Raw genomic sequence first — 18,000 nt, 5'->3', positions numbered from 1 at the left:
ATGCGCGCCTCAAATACGATAGAGCAACAGCGTTTCGGTGCTACCGGCCATCATAAACGGCCCCTGGTTTTGAAAGCCGAGCTTTTCTAACAAGTTTTTTGATGGGGTATTGATGGGGAGTGTAATGGCGCATAAAGCGGGTAGCTTTAAATCTTGTTGCGCATATTGGAGTACGGCGGCAGCTATTTCGTAAGCGTAACCTTTGCCTATGGCTTGGGGCATCAATGCGTAGCCTATATCAGGGCAATCGAGCGTATCGCGCTTGATGATGCCGCACATGCCAATGGGTTCCTCCTCGTCTTTGGTGGCTATTAAATACAGGCCGAAACCGTTGTCGTGGTAACTTTTTATGGGGCCGCTTAATAGGTAATTTTCGGCATCGGTAAGGGTATATACTTTTTTATCGCCGATGAATTTAAGCCAGCCCGGGGTATTGAGTAATTGTAGGATAAATGGTGCATCGGCGGTGATGAGCTGCCGCAGGCTAAGGCGTTGTGTTTGCAGTATATCGCTCATCGGCAGGGTGGATTAATCTACGCTGACGGTCAACCCCTCTTGCTGCAATATCTTGCGATATATTTCCATTTCGGTAAAGGAGCCTTCCAGCACAGCGCACTTGCCCTCGTTGTGTACTTTCCAGGCAATTTTCTCGCCCTGCGATTCTGAATAATCCAGATACTTCATCATGCAGTAGATCACATGATCGAAGGTGTTATGGTCGTCGTTCCATAAAATAAGGCGGTGCATCTCTTTCAGCCCGGCCAGTATCTCTTCGAGGGTGAGCGTTTCTTCCTGTACTTCAGTTGGCATATCTAGGGCAAATTTACTCAAAAAACTTCAAAACTAAAGCGTTAGGGGCAATTACTCCACCTTATACCTATACACCTGCCGGCCCAGGTTACCATCATCGTCTATACCTTCAATTATCACGCGGTAGGTTCCCTTGGTATCGGCATTGAAGTAATCGAACATGGCGGTACCGTCGGCCCCGGTCAGCACATCGGGTTTCCAGTATATGCCCGAGCGTAAATCCAATATGCCGCTATCCTTATTGGCTGCGGTATATTTTGGCGTGTAGTAGGTACGTGCCTTGTAATAGCCTTTGAATGGATAGGTGATGAGCCCGGTGGGCGAATCGGCGGTGAGGTATTTTCGTTCGCTGCCATTCTTCATGGTGATAATAAGCAACCCGCCCCCTATATCGCTGCCGTATATCGACTTGGCAAAATTAGTGCGCAGTACCTCTATGCTACTCACATCGTTAGCGTTGATGTTATTCAATTCGCTGCCAGCCAAGCGGTTGCCATCAACCTCAATTACCATATCGGCATTGGCTCCCCGCGAGATATTCACCGGCGTGCCATCGGCTTTAAAATTTATGCCGAAGAGTTTACCACGCAGGCAGTCGGCTATGTAGGCGCAGCCGCCCCCTAGCTGATCGCCCATAATTACCTGGTCCGCATTGCCCGGCCCATGCAGGTTAGATGAACGGGTAACTACGTTTTTCTTTACCTTTTTGGCAGTAATGTTTACCTGTTTTAGCACGGTGGTATCGGTACCGGCGCGGCGTTTGGTGGTGATAACCAAAAAAGCGCTTTGTTTTTGCCCTTCCTGTATATCGCCTGCGTCGCCCGCCTTCACGCTCTCAATTTCCGATGGCAGGTAAGCATAAAGGTTATCGAGGCTTACCAGCGTACCGTCTAACAGGATATTGGCGGGGCCACCTTTGCGGCCTGTAGTAGAAAGCCCGCCGTCTACTTCCTTGTAAAAGGGCAATGCCTTCAGTACCACCTCGCGCATGGATGTGTAGCCCGCGTACTGTTTCATATCGAAAAAGCGGGTGGCCACGGTGCGTTTATCCGCATAGGGGTCGCCTTTGTCGAGTTTTTTGCCGGTGATGTTCACCTGGCCCAATTGCTTACCATATTTCAACGAATCATCGTGTAGCTGGCTTTGGTAAGCCGCATAACTTCTTTGCAAAGCATCGGGCGATAAATCGTTATTGGCCGCATCCTGCGCGTTGCTTTTGATGAGGTTAGGGTAATCGGGCTGTTTTACATAAATGGATACCCGTTTGCCATTGTTTTGCTTGCGGGCCTGCAATACTATCTTGGCGGTATCGGACAGTATCAGGTCGGTAAATTTAAAGTTGCCGCCGGCATCGGTAACGGTATCCAGTATGGTATTTTCGCGGGTGGAAGTGAGCATCAGCTTGCCATTAGCAACTACGCCGCCGCCGGTGGTTTTGATGGTGCCCTCCAGACTGAGGTTCTTTTCGGGTTTATTGGCTATGCGGACATCGGGCGCGGCAATGATCTGTTTCCACTCGAAACGGCGGTAACCCTGGGTAAGCATCAGCATATCCAGTTCGGCGCGTTTGGCATCGGTGGGGTTTACGAAGTAGTAGTTGGGCTTCTCGACATAACCCTTCAAATCGGAAGTAAGCAGCAGATGGCTGAATATAGACCCCTCGATGGTTTCATCGGCGCCAACGCGGCTCTCGTTGATTACTGCTACCGAAAACGTGCCGGCAACAGGCTTGCCCTCATCGTTCTTTACATTAAAGCTGAGCTTCACCGGCGAACGTGCGCCGTATGTTTTGGTAGTGGATGAAAGCGCCATCTTCAGTGTATCGTTATTCTGCACGAATACGATGCGTTCATTCACGGGCTGACCATCGGCAAAGAGGGTAAACTGCACGATGCCCGATGGGAAACGCGCCTTATCTATTCCCGCGCCGAAAACAGGGGTTTTTAAGGTGCCTGCTGCGGTAAAGTACACCTCGCCGCCGCTTTGGCCAACCAAAAAGAAGCTGCTGTTCTGTTTGGCCTGCAATTGCGCGCCATTGGCCGATACCCTCAGGAAAAGGCTATCGGCACGGGTGTTGTTTATCGAAAGTACGTAACCTGCTTCCTGCGCCTTTGGCAGCGGCACATTAAAAGTGCGCCCATCGGCAAGCTGTACTTTTGCCGAATAGGTTTTGCCCGGCTGTGGTAACAGGGCAAATACGCCCATGCCTGCATGCGCGCTTTCAAATTCGGCCACCAGGTTGCCGTCGTTATCTACAATGCTGCCTTTGATGTTTTCGCCCGAACCGTTTGGGTTGACAGCCTTAAAAGCTACTTTGGAGCGTACGCCGTTTACCAGTTCGCCGCCCTCGGGGAAAAACTGCACATCGGGGTTCACTTTGGCCGCTATGGCAGCCACCTGGCCGGGCGTAATGCCGCCTATGTTTATGCGTTGGTTGTAAAAGTAATCGGCCCCGGCGTTCCGCATCCAGGTGGTATAGGCCCTGATGTTGTAGTTACCAGGCTTCAGTTTATTGGATAAAGCAAAATCGCCCATGGCGATGCCCGAAGTTAGCCTGAGGTTAATACGCTTTACTACGGAGTCGGTAGGACTAATCAATTCTACATATAAAACACCGCTTAACGCAGACAGTGCGTGCGTTTTGCCCACAACGGTATAGGCCTTAAACCATAGGGTGTCGCCGGGGATGTAGTTGGGCTTATCCAGGTGCAGGTAAACTTTTTCGATGGGTTTGGCATCGTAAGTAGCCTTGAGGTTATTTACGGAGGTGGTCAAAAAGGAGCTATCCTGCTGGGCAAATGCCGGCATTACCGATACGACAATAAAAAATAATAGCAGGCGGAGGGCAATCTTCATAGGGCTTAGGGTAAGTGTTGTTTTACATCGCCAATATACCAAAGGTTTTAATCCCTAAGAAAATTAAATCGTGCTAATTTACGGTAAAGAAATTGTTACTGTACCTTATACCGGTAAACCTGCCTGCCCAAATTACCATCGGCATCTATACCTTCCATCACCACCCGGTAAACACCCTTGCCGCCTGCGTTGAAGTATTCGAATGAGGCTTTGCCCTGCGCATCGGTAAACACGTAGGGGTTCCAATAAACCGTACTATGGGTATCGGGCAGTGGCGTTGCAGCAGTGTATTTGGGAGAATAAAAAGAGCGCGTTGGAGTAAAGCCTCTGAATTGAAAAGTAATAACGCCCGAGAACGATGTTTGCCTGGCACGTGATTCGCCACGCCTCATGGTTATAACCAGCGCACCGCCGGGTGCGTTGGATCCGTAAATGGCTAAATAAGCAGCACTTCGCAGCACTTCTATGCTGTAAATATCATTTGAATTCAACTCACTAAGGTGGCTCCCCTCAATCATAATTCCGTCGACGATCAACTTCATGTGTTCCCTGTCGCCCCCGCCAATACTGGTTAAAGACCTCGTGTTTCTCGGACTACCATCCGCGTCGAACATAACACCCATCACTTTCCCCCGCAAACAATCTGCTACGTTAGCGCAGGCATTCATATTCAAATCATCGCCCATTATCACCTGGTTGGCGTGGCCGGGGCCATTCAGGTTTGACGAATAGGTAAGCTGAGGTGCGCTGCGGATATGATTGGCCTTTATCTGCACCTCCTTCAGCACTCTGCCCCGTTTTATCAACGCCTCTTTTTGCAATTGTTGGTAATCGACATATTTTTGCTGCAATAAAGCAGCTACCTGTAGCGGCAGTTGAGAAGCTGTGGTATCGGCAACCATGCCTTTTATAATCTCCGCATAACCGGGATTTAATACCGTTACCTGAACATTATTGTTATTATTTGATTTTTTTGCATTCAGCGTAACTTTAGAGGTATCGCTTATATCCAGCTTGGTAAACCTGAAATTCCCGTTAATATCAGTTAATGTATCTATAATGATATTATCACGCGGCGCGGTTAACACAACCTTACCATTTGGCACCGGTTTGCCTCCCATCGTTTGTACGGTACCGACCAATTCCAGCGAGTTCTCGGGCTGGAAAGCAATGGGTGCAGGTTCGGCAGCCAACGCCTGTTTCCACTCAAACCTACGGTAGCCCTGGGTAAGCATCAGCACATCCAGATCGGCTTTGGCCTGGCTGTTATTGCCGAAATAATAGTTGGGCTGTTCGATATTTCCTTTTAAATCGAATGTTAGCAGCAGGTTGTTCAGAATGGTGCTTTCCGAGGCATCATCTGCCCCCGATACGGTTTCGTTGATGACGGCTACCGAGAAAGTGCCGTTGGCAGGTTTGCCGCCTGCGGCGGCATCCAAACTGAATTTTACAGGCTGCCTTGTTTTGTACACCTCTGAAGGGGCAGATAACTTTAGTGTTAAGCTGTCGCTACTTTTTATAAACGCGATGCGCTCTGCTACGGGCTGGTTCTTATCATCAAACAAGGTAACCTGCAAGATGCCCGAGGGGAAGCGGCTTTTGCTGATAGACGCGCCAAAAACCGGGCTATTTAAAACAGCCGTTGCGGAATAATAGATTTTGCCTGCCGATTGCGCCAGCAGGTAAAAGGAACTGCCTTGTCTTTGTTTAAGCAATGCATCGCTTATAGCTACTTTTATGACTAAGCTGTCTCTGCGGCTGTTGTTTATTGCAAGGGTATAGCCTTGCTCTTTTGTGTGGGGCAAATCGACGGTATAAACCGACTCCCCGGCGCTTATGATTTTTGCCCGGTAAGTTTTTCCACTTTGGGGGATGAGGGCGAACACGCCCATGCCTAAATGCTGCGTAGCGAAATCGGCTACCACGTTGCCTGCATTATCTTCTATCACACCTTTGATATCCTCGCCCAGTCCGTTGCCGTTAATGGCTTTTATGGCGACGCGGGAGCGGATGCCAACCACCAAGTTGCCACCTTCGGGGAAGAACTGCACATCTGGTTTCGGGGCAATTTGTTTGTTTGCTGCTGCGAATGGCGCAAGGATACCACCAATCCTTATTTTATGGCCGTAAAAATACGCAGGCCCTGCGTTGGCGTTGCGCATCCATTTGGTATAAGCGCGGATACGGTACACACCCTGTTGCAAGGTGGCAGCCAAAGGTATATCCCCGGCCGCCGTGCCCGCACTGAGCTTTAGGATTTGCCGGGAAATCAAAGTATCGTTGGGGCTGATGAGTTCTACATACAGCACACCGCTTAAAGCTGATAACTGATGATGTTGCCCGATTACGGTGTAGGCCTTGTACCAAATGGTATCAGCAAAGTTGTAGGCTGGTTTATCTAAATGCAGATATACTTTTTCTACTGGCGGTTGCCTGGCAATAGCATTGTCGGCACGGATTATAAAGGAGGTATCGGTTTGTGCAAAGGCAACCGTAACATACAGAACAGGCAGAAAGAAAAACAGCAAACGTATTACTTTCATGGTAGCGGTTTAAGCAAATGCAATATAGCAAAGCCCCGACTTAATTTGCTGTATTTATTGAACTTTATACCGGTAAACCTGCCTGCCAATGTTGCCGTCGGCATCAATGCCTTCTACCACTACACGGTAAACACCCTTGCCGCCGGCGTTAAAGTATTCGAAAGAAGCCTTGCCCTGCGCATCGGTAATCACGTAGGGGTTCCAATAAATGGTGCTACGGAGGTCGGCCAGTTGTTTGTTTACTTTAGGCTGATCGTACTGTGGCGAATAAAACGTGCGTGCTTTTAAGTAGCCTTTAGGGTAATAAGGTTTGATGCCGCGGCCTGCTACCGGGCCATTGTAGGTGTCGCCGTTTTCGTCGCCATGCTTGGTGGTGATAACGATTACGCCATTGGCGCCCCTGCCGCCGTAAATGCTCGAAGAAAATCCGCTGCGCAATACCTCTATAGCGGCAATATCGTTGTAGTTGATGCTGTTTAAGAAGGTGCCTTCTACATACATACCATCCAGGATCACCTGCATAGGTCCGTTACCCCGCGTAGAGTAGGGTATGCCATTGCGGAATATAACGCCCAGCAAGCGCCCCTGCAAGCAATCGCTTAAAACGGCGCAGCCATAGTTGCGCAAATCTTTCGCCAGCAGCACCTGGTCGGCATTGCCGGCGCCGTTTAAGTTGGCCGAATGCTTAAGGGCTACCTTCTTCTCCCGGATGACTACCTCTTTTAAGGATACCACATGGTTGCCCACGCCATAGCGCCGCTGCATATCGTAAAGTTGCTTGCTGCTGCCGGCGTAAACGGATAAGCTATCGCTGATGCTCACCTGTAAGGCAGCATGCCCGGCCGCAATAGCGGGCGGCGCGATGGAATCGAGGTTAATTACCACGTCGCGTTTGTTCTTTGACGTACGGGCCTGTATAATTAGCCGGATGCTATCCTCGAACGCCAGGCCCGTGAATGCAAAACGGCCGCGCGCATCGGTAAGGGTATCAATTTGGTAGGCGGCGTTATCGATGTCTATCAGCTGCACTTTGGCATTAGCTACGGGCTTGCCGCCGGGCGTGGTAATGGTACCTGATACCTGCAAGGCTGTTTCAGCCTGGAATACTACCGGGGCAAACTTGTCCTGCATAATTTCTTTCCACTCGAAACGGCGGTAACCTTGCGTAAGCATCAGTACATCCAAATCGGCACGGGCTTTATCGCCCGGGTGATTGAAATAATAAGCGGGTTTTTCGATGTAGCCCTTTAGATCCGATGTAAGCAGTAAGCCGGCTAAGATATTGTTCTCGCTGTCCTCATCTGCCGGTACCTGGCTTTCGTCGATAACCGATACCGAAAAACTGCCCACCGAAGGTTTATCGCCGCTTAATGCGCTTAAATCAATCTTTACTTTTTGCTGCGGAGAAGATACCGGCTTATCGGCAGCCAGATTTAGTTTCAGTTGTTCGCGGTTGATAAAAACGAGGCGTTCGTTCAATGGTTCGCCGCCATCGGTAAAGAGGGTAAACTGTGCTATGCCTGCCGGGAATTTGCTTTTGGGGATGATTGCCTTAAACTCGCGGCTGCCCGGCGTGCCTTTGCCTGCATAGTAAACTTTGCCGGCGCTTTGCCCTACCAGGCTTAATACGCGGTTGGGGTACTGTTGCATTATTGCCCCCGATGTGGTTATCCTTACGGATAGGTTTTGCGCATCGGCATCGGTAATAGCGAGCCCATAACCTGTTTCCGTTGCTTGCGGCAGGCTGATGGTGCTTTTCGCGCCGTCGGCATAAGTTATGGCAGCGGTGTAACGCTCACCCGGCATCGGCACGAAACTGAATACGCCCATACCTAAATGACTGCTTTTGAACGTGGCTACCTGTTTGCCCTGGCTGTTGGCTACTGTGCCGCTAACATCAAGGCCCAGGCCATCGGCGCCCATTGCCTTAAAGGCCATATTGCATTCAACTCCAACTACTATCGAGCCGCCCTCCGGGAAGAACTGCAGGGATGGCGCGGCAACTATTGCCCCCGCTGGTGCAGCTTTACCCAGCATGCTTTTACCCGTAGTTACGGTACTGGCATTGCTGATGGTATTGATGATGCTGATTTCTTTATCGAAGAAATATTCGCTGCCTGCATTGCGCATGTAATTGGTGTAGGCGCGGAGGTGATAAATGCCTGCCTGCAGGGTATCGGGCAGGGCAAAATCGCCGGCGGCGGTGCCTTTGTCCAGTTGCAGTTTAAGGGATTGTTTTATGGTGCCGGCGGCATCTGTCAGGTCCACGTTCAGTACCCCGCTAAGGGCAGTTAACTCGTGGTAGCTACCACTGACAACGTAGGCTTTAAACCAGATATCGTCGCCGGCGGCGTAATAGGGCTTATCTAAGTGCAGGTATGCTTTCTCTACGGGGTTATTATCGGCCCATTTGGCCAGCTGCTGCTGTATTTTGCCAATGGGTTCATCTATTGCCGCGAACCCAAAAATACCTGCTATGCAGGCAGCCAGTAATATGCCGGGAAAAAGTTTTTTGAATGCCATAACCGATAGAGGGTAAACGTACTGCATTACAACGCTAATTGGCTGCAATACTTATATATAAACTAATATAGGTTAAAACTTGTTCTTCCACATCATACTTTCTACCGGGCGGGTGGTGGGTTTGTTGTATTTGGCGTTGCTTTTGGTGTTGTAAAGGGTTTCAATCTCGCCTTCTACCACAAAATAAATGAGCTGACCAATAGGCATGCCTGCGTAAATTTTTACAGGTTGCGCGCAGGAAATTTCCAGCGTCCAGGTGTTGCAGAAACCTACATCGCCTTTGCCGGCGGTGGCATGTATATCTATGCCCAAACGCCCCGTGCTCGATTTTCCCTCCAAAAAGGGCACGTGCTGGTGTGTTTCGGTGTATTCTACCGTAACGCCCAGGTATAAGGTGTTGGGCTGCAGTACAAAGCCATCTTTTGGTATCTCGAAACCGGTTATCTCGTTATGCAGTTTGGCATCAAGCACGCGATCTTTATAGGTGGCCAGGTGCTTGCCCAGGTGCACATCATAGGAGTTGGTGCCGAGGCAATCGCGATCAAAGGGTTCGATGATGATGGAACCTTTTTCTATTTCTTCGAGGATGCGTTTGTCTGACAATATCATGGGGCTAGCGATGAGGGGTTAAAATTACCACAAATCGCCGGTGCGGACAAGCTATTGTTCTGCACAATTAACTAACAATTATGGAGAAATAAGAGGGAGAGCAGGCTGTATCCTAAGTGAAAATCAAACTTAAGCAACAAAATAAATTTTGGTGGCTATTTAAACACAGAGTCCGCAGAGGTTTGCACCGGAGGTCACGGAGCTTTTTCGGTTAAACCCAATAAAACCTCCGTAATCTCTGTGTTTTTATCTTTGTGACCTCCGTGTTTAAATAGCCACCATTCTAAAGTATAAATAGCCAAGTTTTATTTTGATTGGTTTTTTTAACGTGCCTGTGATACAGCCCTACCTTTGGGTTTTACTTCAAATTATCCAGCACCACGGGTGCTAATGCTTGTACCCACAAGCTGTACATACCAGCGGCGGGATGCAGGCCGTCGCCAGCTGTGAGGCTAGCATCCGACGCAGTTTTGCTGTACGCCGGGCCGATATCTACCCAGGCTACGCCTTGCTTGTTGGTTTCGTCTTTATTGATGGCATTGAATTGCGCGATGTCATCGCCGATGGCTTTGCGGTCATTACCGCTTGCGTATGGCGTTAGGCCCCAATTGGGTATGGAGATAACGAACACGTGCGATTTATTGCCGTTGGCATAATCGATGGCCGTACTTAAAAGCTTTGCGAATTCGCTGCGGTAAACCGTTTTGCTGTAGCCGCGGTATTGGTTGTTTACGCCGATAAGCAGGGTTACGATGCTGTATTTTTTACCAGCGGTGCCGCTGGTGTTGATGGCGTTGATCAGTTCGTCGGTAGTCCAGCCGGTGCGGGCGATGATGGTGGGGTTAGCGGTAACATGGCCCGCCTGAGTCAACCACGCCGCCAATTGGTACGGGTACGATTGGGATGCATTTACCGCCTCGCCAATGGTGTAGCTATCGCCAAGCGCCAAATAGGTAAGATTATCCACGACGACAACGGGCGGCGTGCTCGGGTTGCTGTTATTATAGGTCACGGGTGCTTGTATTTGTTTTCTGCAGCCAAAAAAGGCGCCTGCTATAAATATCGCTGCTAATAAGTGTTTCATAAAACCTCCATACCAAACAATACGGAAATATGCCTGGTAAGGATTTTTTGAACTGCATTTAAATCAACTTCGTGGCCCAGTTCCTGCTGCATGCTGGTTACGGCCTTATCATCTATGCCGCAGGGGACAATGTTTTTGAAGTAATCGAGATTGGTGTTTACATTCATGGCCAGCCCATGCATAGTAACCCAACGGCTGCAGCGAACGCCCATGGCGCATATCTTGCGGGCCTTATCGTTATCAGCATCGAACCAAACGCCGGTATAGCCGGGGTAGCGGCCTGCGGTAAGTCCGTAATCGGCGAGGGTAAGGATAACCGCCTCTTCTAAGGTGCGCAGGTACAGGTGTATGTCGGTAAAGAAATTGTCGAGGTCTAAAATAGGGTAGCTTACTATCTGGCCGGGGCCATGGTAAGTAATATCGCCGCCGCGGTTTATGGGGTAATAAACGGCATTTTTTTGCTTGAGGCCGGCCTCATCAAGCAGCAGGTGCTCGGCTTTGCCGCTTTTACCAAGGGTGTACACATGCGGGTGCTCGCAAAAAACCAGGTAATTGGGCGTGAGGATTTCTTCTACAGACTCATCGCCTGCAGGCACTAATTGCTGGCGATTGCGTATCGCGGTTTTCAGGGCCACGGTTTCGGCAAACAGCTGCTCCTGCCTTTCCCAGGCTATTTTATAGTCGGTAAGTCCCCAATCCTGCAAAATCACTTTTTTATTTTTCATCACGCTTGCTCTTTCACGTATCCTATCATGTAATCTTCGTATTTGATATAATTCACCTCGTAGGCCATATCTACAGCGCCTTTTTGCAGTTTGGCATCTACCACGCCATGCCCCTCGAACGCAAAGGGCTGCAACATGATATTATCCAAAAAGGATACCTCTTTTTGCCCGTAACATTTGTAAACGGCCTCTTTGGCGCACCAGCACACGTATAGCTGGTCTATTTTATTTTGCTCGCGTATGAAGGCTAGCTCATCCTCGCTCATAAACCTATTGGCAATGCGCTCTACCTTTTCTTTTATCTGTTCTATATCGATACCTACCGGACTGGTTTTGCTGATCATCACAGCGGCGTAATCAAAGGAATGGCTTAACGAAATGTGGTAAGGCAGCGTAACCAGGTAAGGCTTGCCGTGGCTATCAACCTTGCAATCTATATACTCCTCGGTGCGCAGCATTTTGCGGAGCAGCACGCGGGTGCCCAGCCAGTGCAGGTAGCGCTTACTTTTGCTCAGCTGTTTGGTAAAGGCTTTTTCGTGCTCATCTAACTGCAGCTGGCTGTACAATTCGTCGGCCCCTTCTTCGATACGCCAGAGGGCAAACTCTGTATCATCATCAATCTGGTGCCGGTATGCTATCGCCATAAAAGTAAAGTTGCAAAAAGGAGGGCAAACTTATATCAAATAAATATAATAATTCGTTTTTATGCCGATGTAATTGTAACAGTGCGCATGCAACTTACGTCATACCTATACTAAACATCTATCGCCATGAAAAAGATATACATAGCCGCCGCCATTTTAATAGCCGTAGCCTTAACAGAAAGCTGCCGCAAGCAGCAAATAGAAGCCGGCATGGCCGGACAGCAGAAAACGGTTAAGAACATTTAATGGCATCGATGGGTTTGAAATAGTCGTCATGCTGATTTATTTCAACACCCGATCATTAAGGGAGCCAAATGCTAATTCGGCGTGCAAGCCGCCTACTTCATAGGAGGCCTTCGGACCCGCCCTGTGGGGCCCTGAAACGAGTTCTACTAAGGAGTCTTATGAGCAGGACGATGTTTATGTTGTTTTGCTACAGCTAAAAACCCAACCCCTACGGCAGGTGGCTGCGCATCTCTTTTTCTTTATCCTTCATTTCCTGTTTCAGCCGCTTTTTCTCCTCTTTCACCTCTTTATTAGTGCGGCCTGTAGTATCTACGTTATTCATCCGGTTTTTATAATCGGCTTTCATCTGCTCAATTTCCAGTTTGATGCGGGCCTTGATCATGTCGTTGGTCTCTTTTATCCGTTCCTCCACCTTGGCGGCTTGCGTAGTATCCTTTTTACCGAACAGGCGCTGGATAAAAGTAGGTCGCTTTTCTTCCAGTTCAGGCGCAGGTATGCCTACGCCTACGTCCGTGTTTTCGTCGGTCTGTTTTATTAGGCTATCCACTACGGCTGTGTCAGTCGGCATTTCGCGGCGCAGGCTTTCTTTCAGGCGCACGCTGTAAAAACCATAGGCATTGGTATCGCGCTCGGTAAGCCCTTTGCCGGCCATCAGGCGGCCAATGAGGTTAAAATAGCCATGCAGGCCCGGCCTTAAAGAGCCATCGGGCTGGAAGGCATAAAGCCCGGCTTTGGGGTTCGGAACAATGCTGGCCAAAAAGATGCTTTCGCCCAGCGTAAGTTCTGATGGTGATTTGCCGAAATAATAATGCGAAGCCTCGCCAATGCCATACACATTACGGCCCCATTCGATGATATTGAAGTAAACCTCCAGCATGCGGTTCTTGCTCATCAGGCGGGTGTTTTCCATTATCCAAACAATCAGTATCTCTTCAATTTTACGCGAAAGTGTTTTGCTTCGCACCAAAAAAGCGTTCTTGATAAGCTGCATAGATATGGTGCTGCCCCCGCGGGTGAACTGCTTGGTCTTGAAATCGGTAGCGAGCGATTTGCGGATAGACTCATCCACAAAACCCCGGTTGCGGTAAAAGGATGGGTCCTCTGCCGTCATTACGGCGTTGCGCACATCCGGCGAAATTTCCTCTAATGGCGTAAACTCCGGGTTTTCGGGCCCAATTACATGCGGCGCCATCGGCTTGCCGTATTCGTAAGGCGTGTAAACGAATGTTTTGTTAAGCTTGTTGAAATCGGTTTTGCCGAATTTTACGATTTTGAAGTTATCGTTATCCAGCCGCGAATCGAACACCAAATCATCGATATGCTGCGCGTTCATAAAGAAATTGAGGCTGTAATTCAAGCGGCCCGCCACCTGCATGCCCTCCATAGATTCGAACAACCCGGTAGGAAACGAATCGAACAAATCCTGCGCATTAAGCCAGCCGGTGTTTATCTTCATCTCGTAAATCTTCACCGGATTCAGCGTGTACTTAAGGAAAGGCCTTGCGGTTATCTTCTTGAGGTGTATAACCGATGAGCTATCCAGCGAAAGATAGTTGGCACCTACGAAGATGTTGGCATCGATAGAACCCGAAGGCACGATGATATCCTTAAGCGATAGCCCGGCATGGTTCACCAGCAGGTTGCGCACCGCGCAGGAGGTAAATATCTGGGTTTCGCCATCGTTGCTTTCTACCTTGCTCAGCTTGGTGGTAAGGGTATCGAAGTTGAGGCGCACGTGGAACTTTTTCTGTAACACGGGCAATTCTACCTTTTTGCCATCGGCATACAGGCGCACGTCTATGTCCTTATCAGAAGGGTGCATCTTGCCATCTAAATGCCAGGTAGAGGCGGCGATGCCGTCATTCACCAAAATGGTAGATGCAAGCTTGCCATCGTTGATAAGGGCCGATTTAGCCAGCATGGTGATGCGTGTGCTATCATCTGTTGCCGAAACCAGGAAATTATTAAGCGAAAGGTTATCGGGTATTTTGTACAGCAGCTGATTAATGAGGTTGTCTGATAATTCGGCCAGGTTAAGTTTATGGCTGGTTTGCGTGCTGTCTTTCTTCTTCTTGAACAGGAAATCGAAGTTTTTTACGCCTTTAATATTGGTGAAGTTGAGGTGCCCGTTTTGCAACACTACATCGCCCAGTTTGATGTTGCCGAAAAGCATCGGGAGGATTTTTACGCTAACTTCGAATTTCTTTACAGATAGCAGGCTGTCGCGTTGATAGGGTACTACCGAAATATCCGTAAAAGCAACTGTTGCAAGGCCTGTGAAATGGGCCGAGCCTATTTTTACATCTAAATTATAATCCCTCTTGGCTTTTGATTTAGCTTTGCTGATAACCGATTGCAGAATTGCCTCGCGTTTAAAATAGGCAATGCTGCCGGCTATAAGCGCAATAACTACGATAACTGCAACAACAATGCCTGCTATACGGAGATATTTAGGGTTGATTCGGCGCATTTGACAAAATTATTTTCAAAACTAAACTAAATATGATGCCTTGCAACGCTTTGTTGCGGCAAATTGTTTTTTCTTAATAACCACGGCGCGTGCCCTGTTTTCGTACTTTTGCGCCTTCAAGCATATGGAAATTACCCAACAACAAGTTTTACAAGCACTTAGCAACGTAGAGGAACCCGACCTTAAAAAAGACCTGGTTACCCTCAACATGATACAGGATATCGTTATAGATGGCCATAAGCTGAGCTTCTCGGTGATATTGACTACCCCGGCCTGCCCGCTCAAAGCACTTATAGAGAACGCTTGCCGCAACGCTATTAAGCATTTCATCAGCAAGGATATCGAAGTAAGTATTAATATGACCTCGCGGGTAACCTCGCAGCGCAACACAGGCGTACCGGGCGTAAAGAATATTATTGCGGTAGCATCGGGCAAAGGCGGCGTAGGCAAATCTACCGTATCGGTAAACCTTGCACTGGCATTGGCCAAAACCGGTGCAAAAGTTGGGCTAATAGATGCCGATATATATGGCCCCTCTATCCCCATCATGTTCGGCCTGGAAGGTGCCAGGCCCATGGCCAGCAACGTGGACGGCAAAACCCGTATAGAACCAATAGAAAAATACGGCATCAAACTGCTATCGATAGGCTTTTTCACCGACCCGAACCAACCCGTGCCATGGCGCGGGCCAATGGTGTCTACAGCGGTAAAGCAGTTGTTTAACGATGCCGACTGGGGCGAACTGGATTACCTGGTAATAGATTTGCCACCGGGTACCGGTGATATACATATTACCGTTACCCAAAGCTTCCCGGTTACGGGTGCGGTTATTGTGACCACCCCGCAGAACGTAGCCCTGGCCGATGCGAAGAAAGGGATTGGCATGTTTATGATGCCGGCTATCAACGTGCCTATTTTGGGTGTAGTAGAAAATATGAGCTACTTTACCCCTGCCGAATTGCCCGATAACAAGTATTACATTTTCGGTAAAGGAGGCGGCCAAAAGCTTGCCCAGACGCTGGATGTGCCGTTTTTAGGCGAGATACCATTGATTAAGGGCATAAGCGATAGCGGCGATGCGGGCAAACCCATCGTACTGGAAGACGACGGCGGCATGAGTATTGCTTTTATGGAAATGGCCCGCCGCGTGGCGCAGCAGGTTTCTATAGCAAATGCAGAAAAGGCAAATACTATGAATGTTGCAAATAATTAATAACTTTACGTATATAAATCATCAAAATGAGTTTAGTAAGTCAGGTAGAGGCAGCGTTAGATACCATCCGCCCATATTTGGAGGCCGATGGCGGTAACGTTTCTGTGGAAGAGATAACGCCTGAAAATGTTGTTAAATTGAAGCTGTTAGGCTCTTGCGGCTCGTGCCCCATGAGCATCATGACGCTTAAAGCCGGTATTGAGCAGGCTATTAAAAAAGCCGTGCCCGAGATTACCGCCGTAGAGGCTGTAAACCTAACGGATATAGACGACCCGAATGCCGTACTGCCGGAGAATTTGAGGTAATGTTAAGAATTGTTAAATTGCTGTATATTACAGGCAAATAGCGTAGTTTTGCAGCCCTGATATAATGAAAAAGCTAGTTGGCATATTATTGATGTTTGTATCGCTTTCGGCATTTGCCCAAAAGGAAAAACCTTTGGTGCAATTTACCGGCGTTATATACAATGCCGATAGCGCCGGGGTGGTGGTGCCTTACGTAACCATTACCAACAACAGCTACCGTAACGCCACAACCGTGGCCAGCTATAATGGTTATTTTTCGTTTGTGGTGCATGAGCAGGATACCCTTACTTTTACTGCGGTTGGCTATTCGGCGCTACAGGTGGTTATCCCCGCAAACCTGCCCAATAAAAGCTATACCACGCAAATAAAAATAAAGCCACAGATAACCAACCTGCCGGTTTTCCGCGTTTTCCCATGGGCAACTACAGATGAGTTCCGCCGCGATTTTGTTACCGCCAAACTGGCCGACGATGACCTGGAGATTGCCCGCAAAAACATCAGCCGTGCATCTTTAGCCGCGCTTACCACTACCCTGCCGCGCGATGGCCAGGAGATACAAGCCGCAAACGCCGGGCAAATGCATACCAACATCGTAAACTCCCACTCCATTACCAACCCGCTGCTAAACCCGCTTGCCTGGGGTAGCCTTATCAAAACCATCACAGATGGGGATAAGAAGAACTAGCTGCTTTTAGAATCAAGAGTTAAGAATCAGGAATCAAGACAGCGACATTACATGAGCACCCACTCGACATACGATTTGGCTCTGTGTCCCTCTGTGTTCCTCCCTTTGCGGCCTCTGTGTTAAAATAACCAACAAGCATCTCCCGCCTCGAAAAACATTTACCGTAACGACACTGTTACCAATTGGTTAGCAAGCCATTGCATCGAATAACTAAATTTGATAAAACCAATTACCATGAGCCACATCAATAAAGAAGACGTTAAGCAGGAAGTGTTTGACCTGTATGACGATTATGCGCATAACCGGTTGGACCGCCGCGCCTTCGTACAAAAACTATCGCTTTATGCAGTAGGCGGCCTAACTGTGCCGGCACTGCTGAGTTTTTTGATGCCCGATTATAAGGGCAACATACAAATAAAGGCCGATGACCCTCGTTTAAAATCGGGCTACATCAACTATGCTTCGCCGAAAGGTGGCGGCACTATAAAAGGGCTGTTATCCAAACCTATTGATGCCAAAAAGAAGCTGGGCGGCATCATTGTGGTGCATGAGAACCGCGGCCTTAACCCCTACATTGAAGATGTTGGCCGCCGCGCCGCGCTGGCCGGCTTCGTCTCCCTGGCACCGGATGCGCTTACCCCGCTTGGCGGCTACCCCGGTAACGACGATGCCGGGCGCGAACTGCAAGGCAAACGCGATAAAGGCGAAATGGAAGAAGATTTCCTAGCGGCATACGAATACCTCAAAGCCCATCCCGACTGCAACGGCAAAGTGGGTGTAGTTGGCTTTTGCTATGGCGGCGGCATTTGTAATATGATGGCGGTGCGCGTACCAACCTTAGCTGCATCCGTACCTTTTTATGGCGCGCAGCCCGCTGCTGCCGATGTGCCGAAAATAAACGCGCCGCTGATGCTGCATTACGCATCGCTGGATACCCGCATCACCGGCGGATGGCCGACCTATGAAGCTGCCCTGAAAGAGAACAACAAAAAGTACCAGGCCTTTATCTACGAAAACGTAAACCACGGCTTTCATAACGATACCACCCCGCGCTACGATAAAGCCGCAGCCGAGCTCGCCTGGAAACGCACCATCGAATTCTTTACCCAAACGTTAACATAGGAATTGAAGGACATAAACATCGAGTAGGAAAGTAGGGATTAGTTCCCTACTTGTCCTCTCACACCACCGTACGTGCCGTTCGGCATACGGCGGTTCATTAAACAGTAACAGTCTTAAGTGGGGTTGAGATGTCTTTGAGACTTACAAAGCCCATTTTCTTTATGA

At 49.0% G+C, this 18,000-nt stretch carries 14 protein-coding genes; 4 read left to right on the top strand and 10 right to left on the bottom strand.

What is annotated here, in order from left to right; genetic code table 11:
• Positions 1–9: 9 nt before the first annotated feature.
• The 10 genes from AC1DYT_RS14160 to AC1DYT_RS14115 form a co-directional block, all read right to left on the bottom strand.
• Entirely contained in the window at positions 10–516 is a 507-nt protein-coding gene (locus AC1DYT_RS14160) for a GNAT family N-acetyltransferase (protein ID WP_477470232.1), read from the bottom strand.
• 12 nt (positions 517–528) lie between these two features.
• Positions 529–810: an ATP-dependent Clp protease adaptor ClpS gene (locus AC1DYT_RS14155; RefSeq protein ID WP_078349194.1), complete on the bottom strand. Its 282-nt coding sequence runs from the start codon at positions 808–810 to the stop codon at positions 529–531.
• A gap of 51 nt (positions 811–861) precedes the next feature.
• Positions 862–3,666 carry a hypothetical protein gene (locus tag AC1DYT_RS14150; RefSeq protein ID WP_477470231.1) on the bottom strand — a complete coding sequence of 935 codons (2,805 nt, stop codon included), beginning with the start codon at positions 3,664–3,666 and terminating at the stop codon, positions 862–864.
• Between the two features lie 95 nt (positions 3,667–3,761).
• A complete protein-coding gene (locus AC1DYT_RS14145) occupies positions 3,762–6,209 on the bottom strand; it encodes a TonB-dependent receptor plug domain-containing protein (protein ID WP_477470230.1) in 2,448 nt (815 codons plus the stop codon).
• Positions 6,210–6,263: 54 nt separating this feature from the next.
• Positions 6,264–8,732, bottom strand: a complete 2,469-nt coding sequence (locus AC1DYT_RS14140; RefSeq protein ID WP_477470229.1) for an MG2 domain-containing protein — start codon at positions 8,730–8,732, stop codon at positions 6,264–6,266.
• 72 nt (positions 8,733–8,804) lie between these two features.
• Positions 8,805–9,341: a dCTP deaminase gene (gene dcd / locus AC1DYT_RS14135; protein ID WP_477470228.1), complete on the bottom strand. Its 537-nt coding sequence runs from the start codon at positions 9,339–9,341 to the stop codon at positions 8,805–8,807.
• A 358-nt stretch (positions 9,342–9,699) separates the two neighbouring features.
• Positions 9,700–10,425, bottom strand: a complete 726-nt coding sequence (locus tag AC1DYT_RS14130) for an SGNH/GDSL hydrolase family protein (RefSeq protein WP_477470227.1) — start codon at positions 10,423–10,425, stop codon at positions 9,700–9,702.
• Positions 10,422–11,150, bottom strand: a complete 729-nt coding sequence (lipB, locus tag AC1DYT_RS14125) for a lipoyl(octanoyl) transferase LipB (protein ID WP_477470226.1) — start codon at positions 11,148–11,150, stop codon at positions 10,422–10,424. Before lipB ends, AC1DYT_RS14130 begins: the two co-directional genes overlap by 4 nt.
• Entirely contained in the window at positions 11,150–11,794 is a 645-nt protein-coding gene (locus AC1DYT_RS14120) for a 4'-phosphopantetheinyl transferase family protein (protein WP_477470225.1), read from the bottom strand. Before AC1DYT_RS14120 ends, lipB begins: the two co-directional genes overlap by 1 nt.
• Positions 11,795–12,248: 454 nt before the next feature.
• A complete protein-coding gene (locus AC1DYT_RS14115) occupies positions 12,249–14,510 on the bottom strand; it encodes a transglycosylase domain-containing protein (RefSeq protein ID WP_477470224.1) in 2,262 nt (753 codons plus the stop codon).
• A gap of 124 nt (positions 14,511–14,634) precedes the next feature.
• Here AC1DYT_RS14115 and AC1DYT_RS14110 point away from each other — a divergent pair, with 124 nt between their 5' ends.
• From AC1DYT_RS14110 to AC1DYT_RS14095, 4 genes are all read left to right on the top strand, one after another.
• On the top strand, positions 14,635–15,723 hold the full coding sequence (locus AC1DYT_RS14110) for an Mrp/NBP35 family ATP-binding protein (RefSeq protein WP_477470223.1): 1,089 nt from the start codon (positions 14,635–14,637) through the stop codon (positions 15,721–15,723).
• A 26-nt stretch (positions 15,724–15,749) separates the two neighbouring features.
• Positions 15,750–16,028 carry a NifU family protein gene (locus tag AC1DYT_RS14105; protein WP_477470222.1) on the top strand — a complete coding sequence of 93 codons (279 nt, stop codon included), beginning with the start codon at positions 15,750–15,752 and terminating at the stop codon, positions 16,026–16,028.
• Positions 16,029–16,092: 64 nt separating this feature from the next.
• A complete protein-coding gene (locus AC1DYT_RS14100) occupies positions 16,093–16,713 on the top strand; it encodes a hypothetical protein (protein ID WP_477470221.1) in 621 nt (206 codons plus the stop codon).
• Between the two features lie 234 nt (positions 16,714–16,947).
• A complete protein-coding gene (locus tag AC1DYT_RS14095) occupies positions 16,948–17,835 on the top strand; it encodes a dienelactone hydrolase family protein (protein WP_477470220.1) in 888 nt (295 codons plus the stop codon).
• Positions 17,836–18,000 lie beyond the last annotated feature (165 nt).

The sequence above is a fragment of the Mucilaginibacter sp. P1_D10 genome, from assembly GCF_056406215.1.
This window is presented reverse-complemented; position numbering and strand designations above follow the sequence as displayed.

What these genes read in the sequence shown, in the direction of transcription:
- AC1DYT_RS14120 (WP_477470225.1), bottom strand. Translation starts at nt 11,794, where the DNA reads ATGGCGATAGCATACCGGCACCAGATTGATGATGATACAGAGTTTGCC.
- AC1DYT_RS14150 (WP_477470231.1), bottom strand. Translation starts at nt 3,666, where the DNA reads ATGAAGATTGCCCTCCGCCTGCTATTATTTTTTATTGTCGTATCGGTA.
- AC1DYT_RS14160 (WP_477470232.1), bottom strand. Translation starts at nt 516, where the DNA reads ATGAGCGATATACTGCAAACACAACGCCTTAGCCTGCGGCAGCTCATC.
- AC1DYT_RS14130 (WP_477470227.1), bottom strand. Translation starts at nt 10,425, where the DNA reads ATGAAACACTTATTAGCAGCGATATTTATAGCAGGCGCCTTTTTTGGC.
- AC1DYT_RS14155 (WP_078349194.1), bottom strand. Translation starts at nt 810, where the DNA reads ATGCCAACTGAAGTACAGGAAGAAACGCTCACCCTCGAAGAGATACTG.
- AC1DYT_RS14110 (WP_477470223.1), top strand. Translation starts at nt 14,635, where the DNA reads ATGGAAATTACCCAACAACAAGTTTTACAAGCACTTAGCAACGTAGAG.
- AC1DYT_RS14105 (WP_477470222.1), top strand. Translation starts at nt 15,750, where the DNA reads ATGAGTTTAGTAAGTCAGGTAGAGGCAGCGTTAGATACCATCCGCCCA.
- dcd (WP_477470228.1), bottom strand. Translation starts at nt 9,341, where the DNA reads ATGATATTGTCAGACAAACGCATCCTCGAAGAAATAGAAAAAGGTTCC.
- lipB (WP_477470226.1), bottom strand. Translation starts at nt 11,150, where the DNA reads ATGAAAAATAAAAAAGTGATTTTGCAGGATTGGGGACTTACCGACTAT.
- AC1DYT_RS14115 (WP_477470224.1), bottom strand. Translation starts at nt 14,510, where the DNA reads ATGCGCCGAATCAACCCTAAATATCTCCGTATAGCAGGCATTGTTGTT.
- AC1DYT_RS14140 (WP_477470229.1), bottom strand. Translation starts at nt 8,732, where the DNA reads ATGGCATTCAAAAAACTTTTTCCCGGCATATTACTGGCTGCCTGCATA.
- AC1DYT_RS14100 (WP_477470221.1), top strand. Translation starts at nt 16,093, where the DNA reads ATGAAAAAGCTAGTTGGCATATTATTGATGTTTGTATCGCTTTCGGCA.
- AC1DYT_RS14145 (WP_477470230.1), bottom strand. Translation starts at nt 6,209, where the DNA reads ATGAAAGTAATACGTTTGCTGTTTTTCTTTCTGCCTGTTCTGTATGTT.
- AC1DYT_RS14095 (WP_477470220.1), top strand. Translation starts at nt 16,948, where the DNA reads ATGAGCCACATCAATAAAGAAGACGTTAAGCAGGAAGTGTTTGACCTG.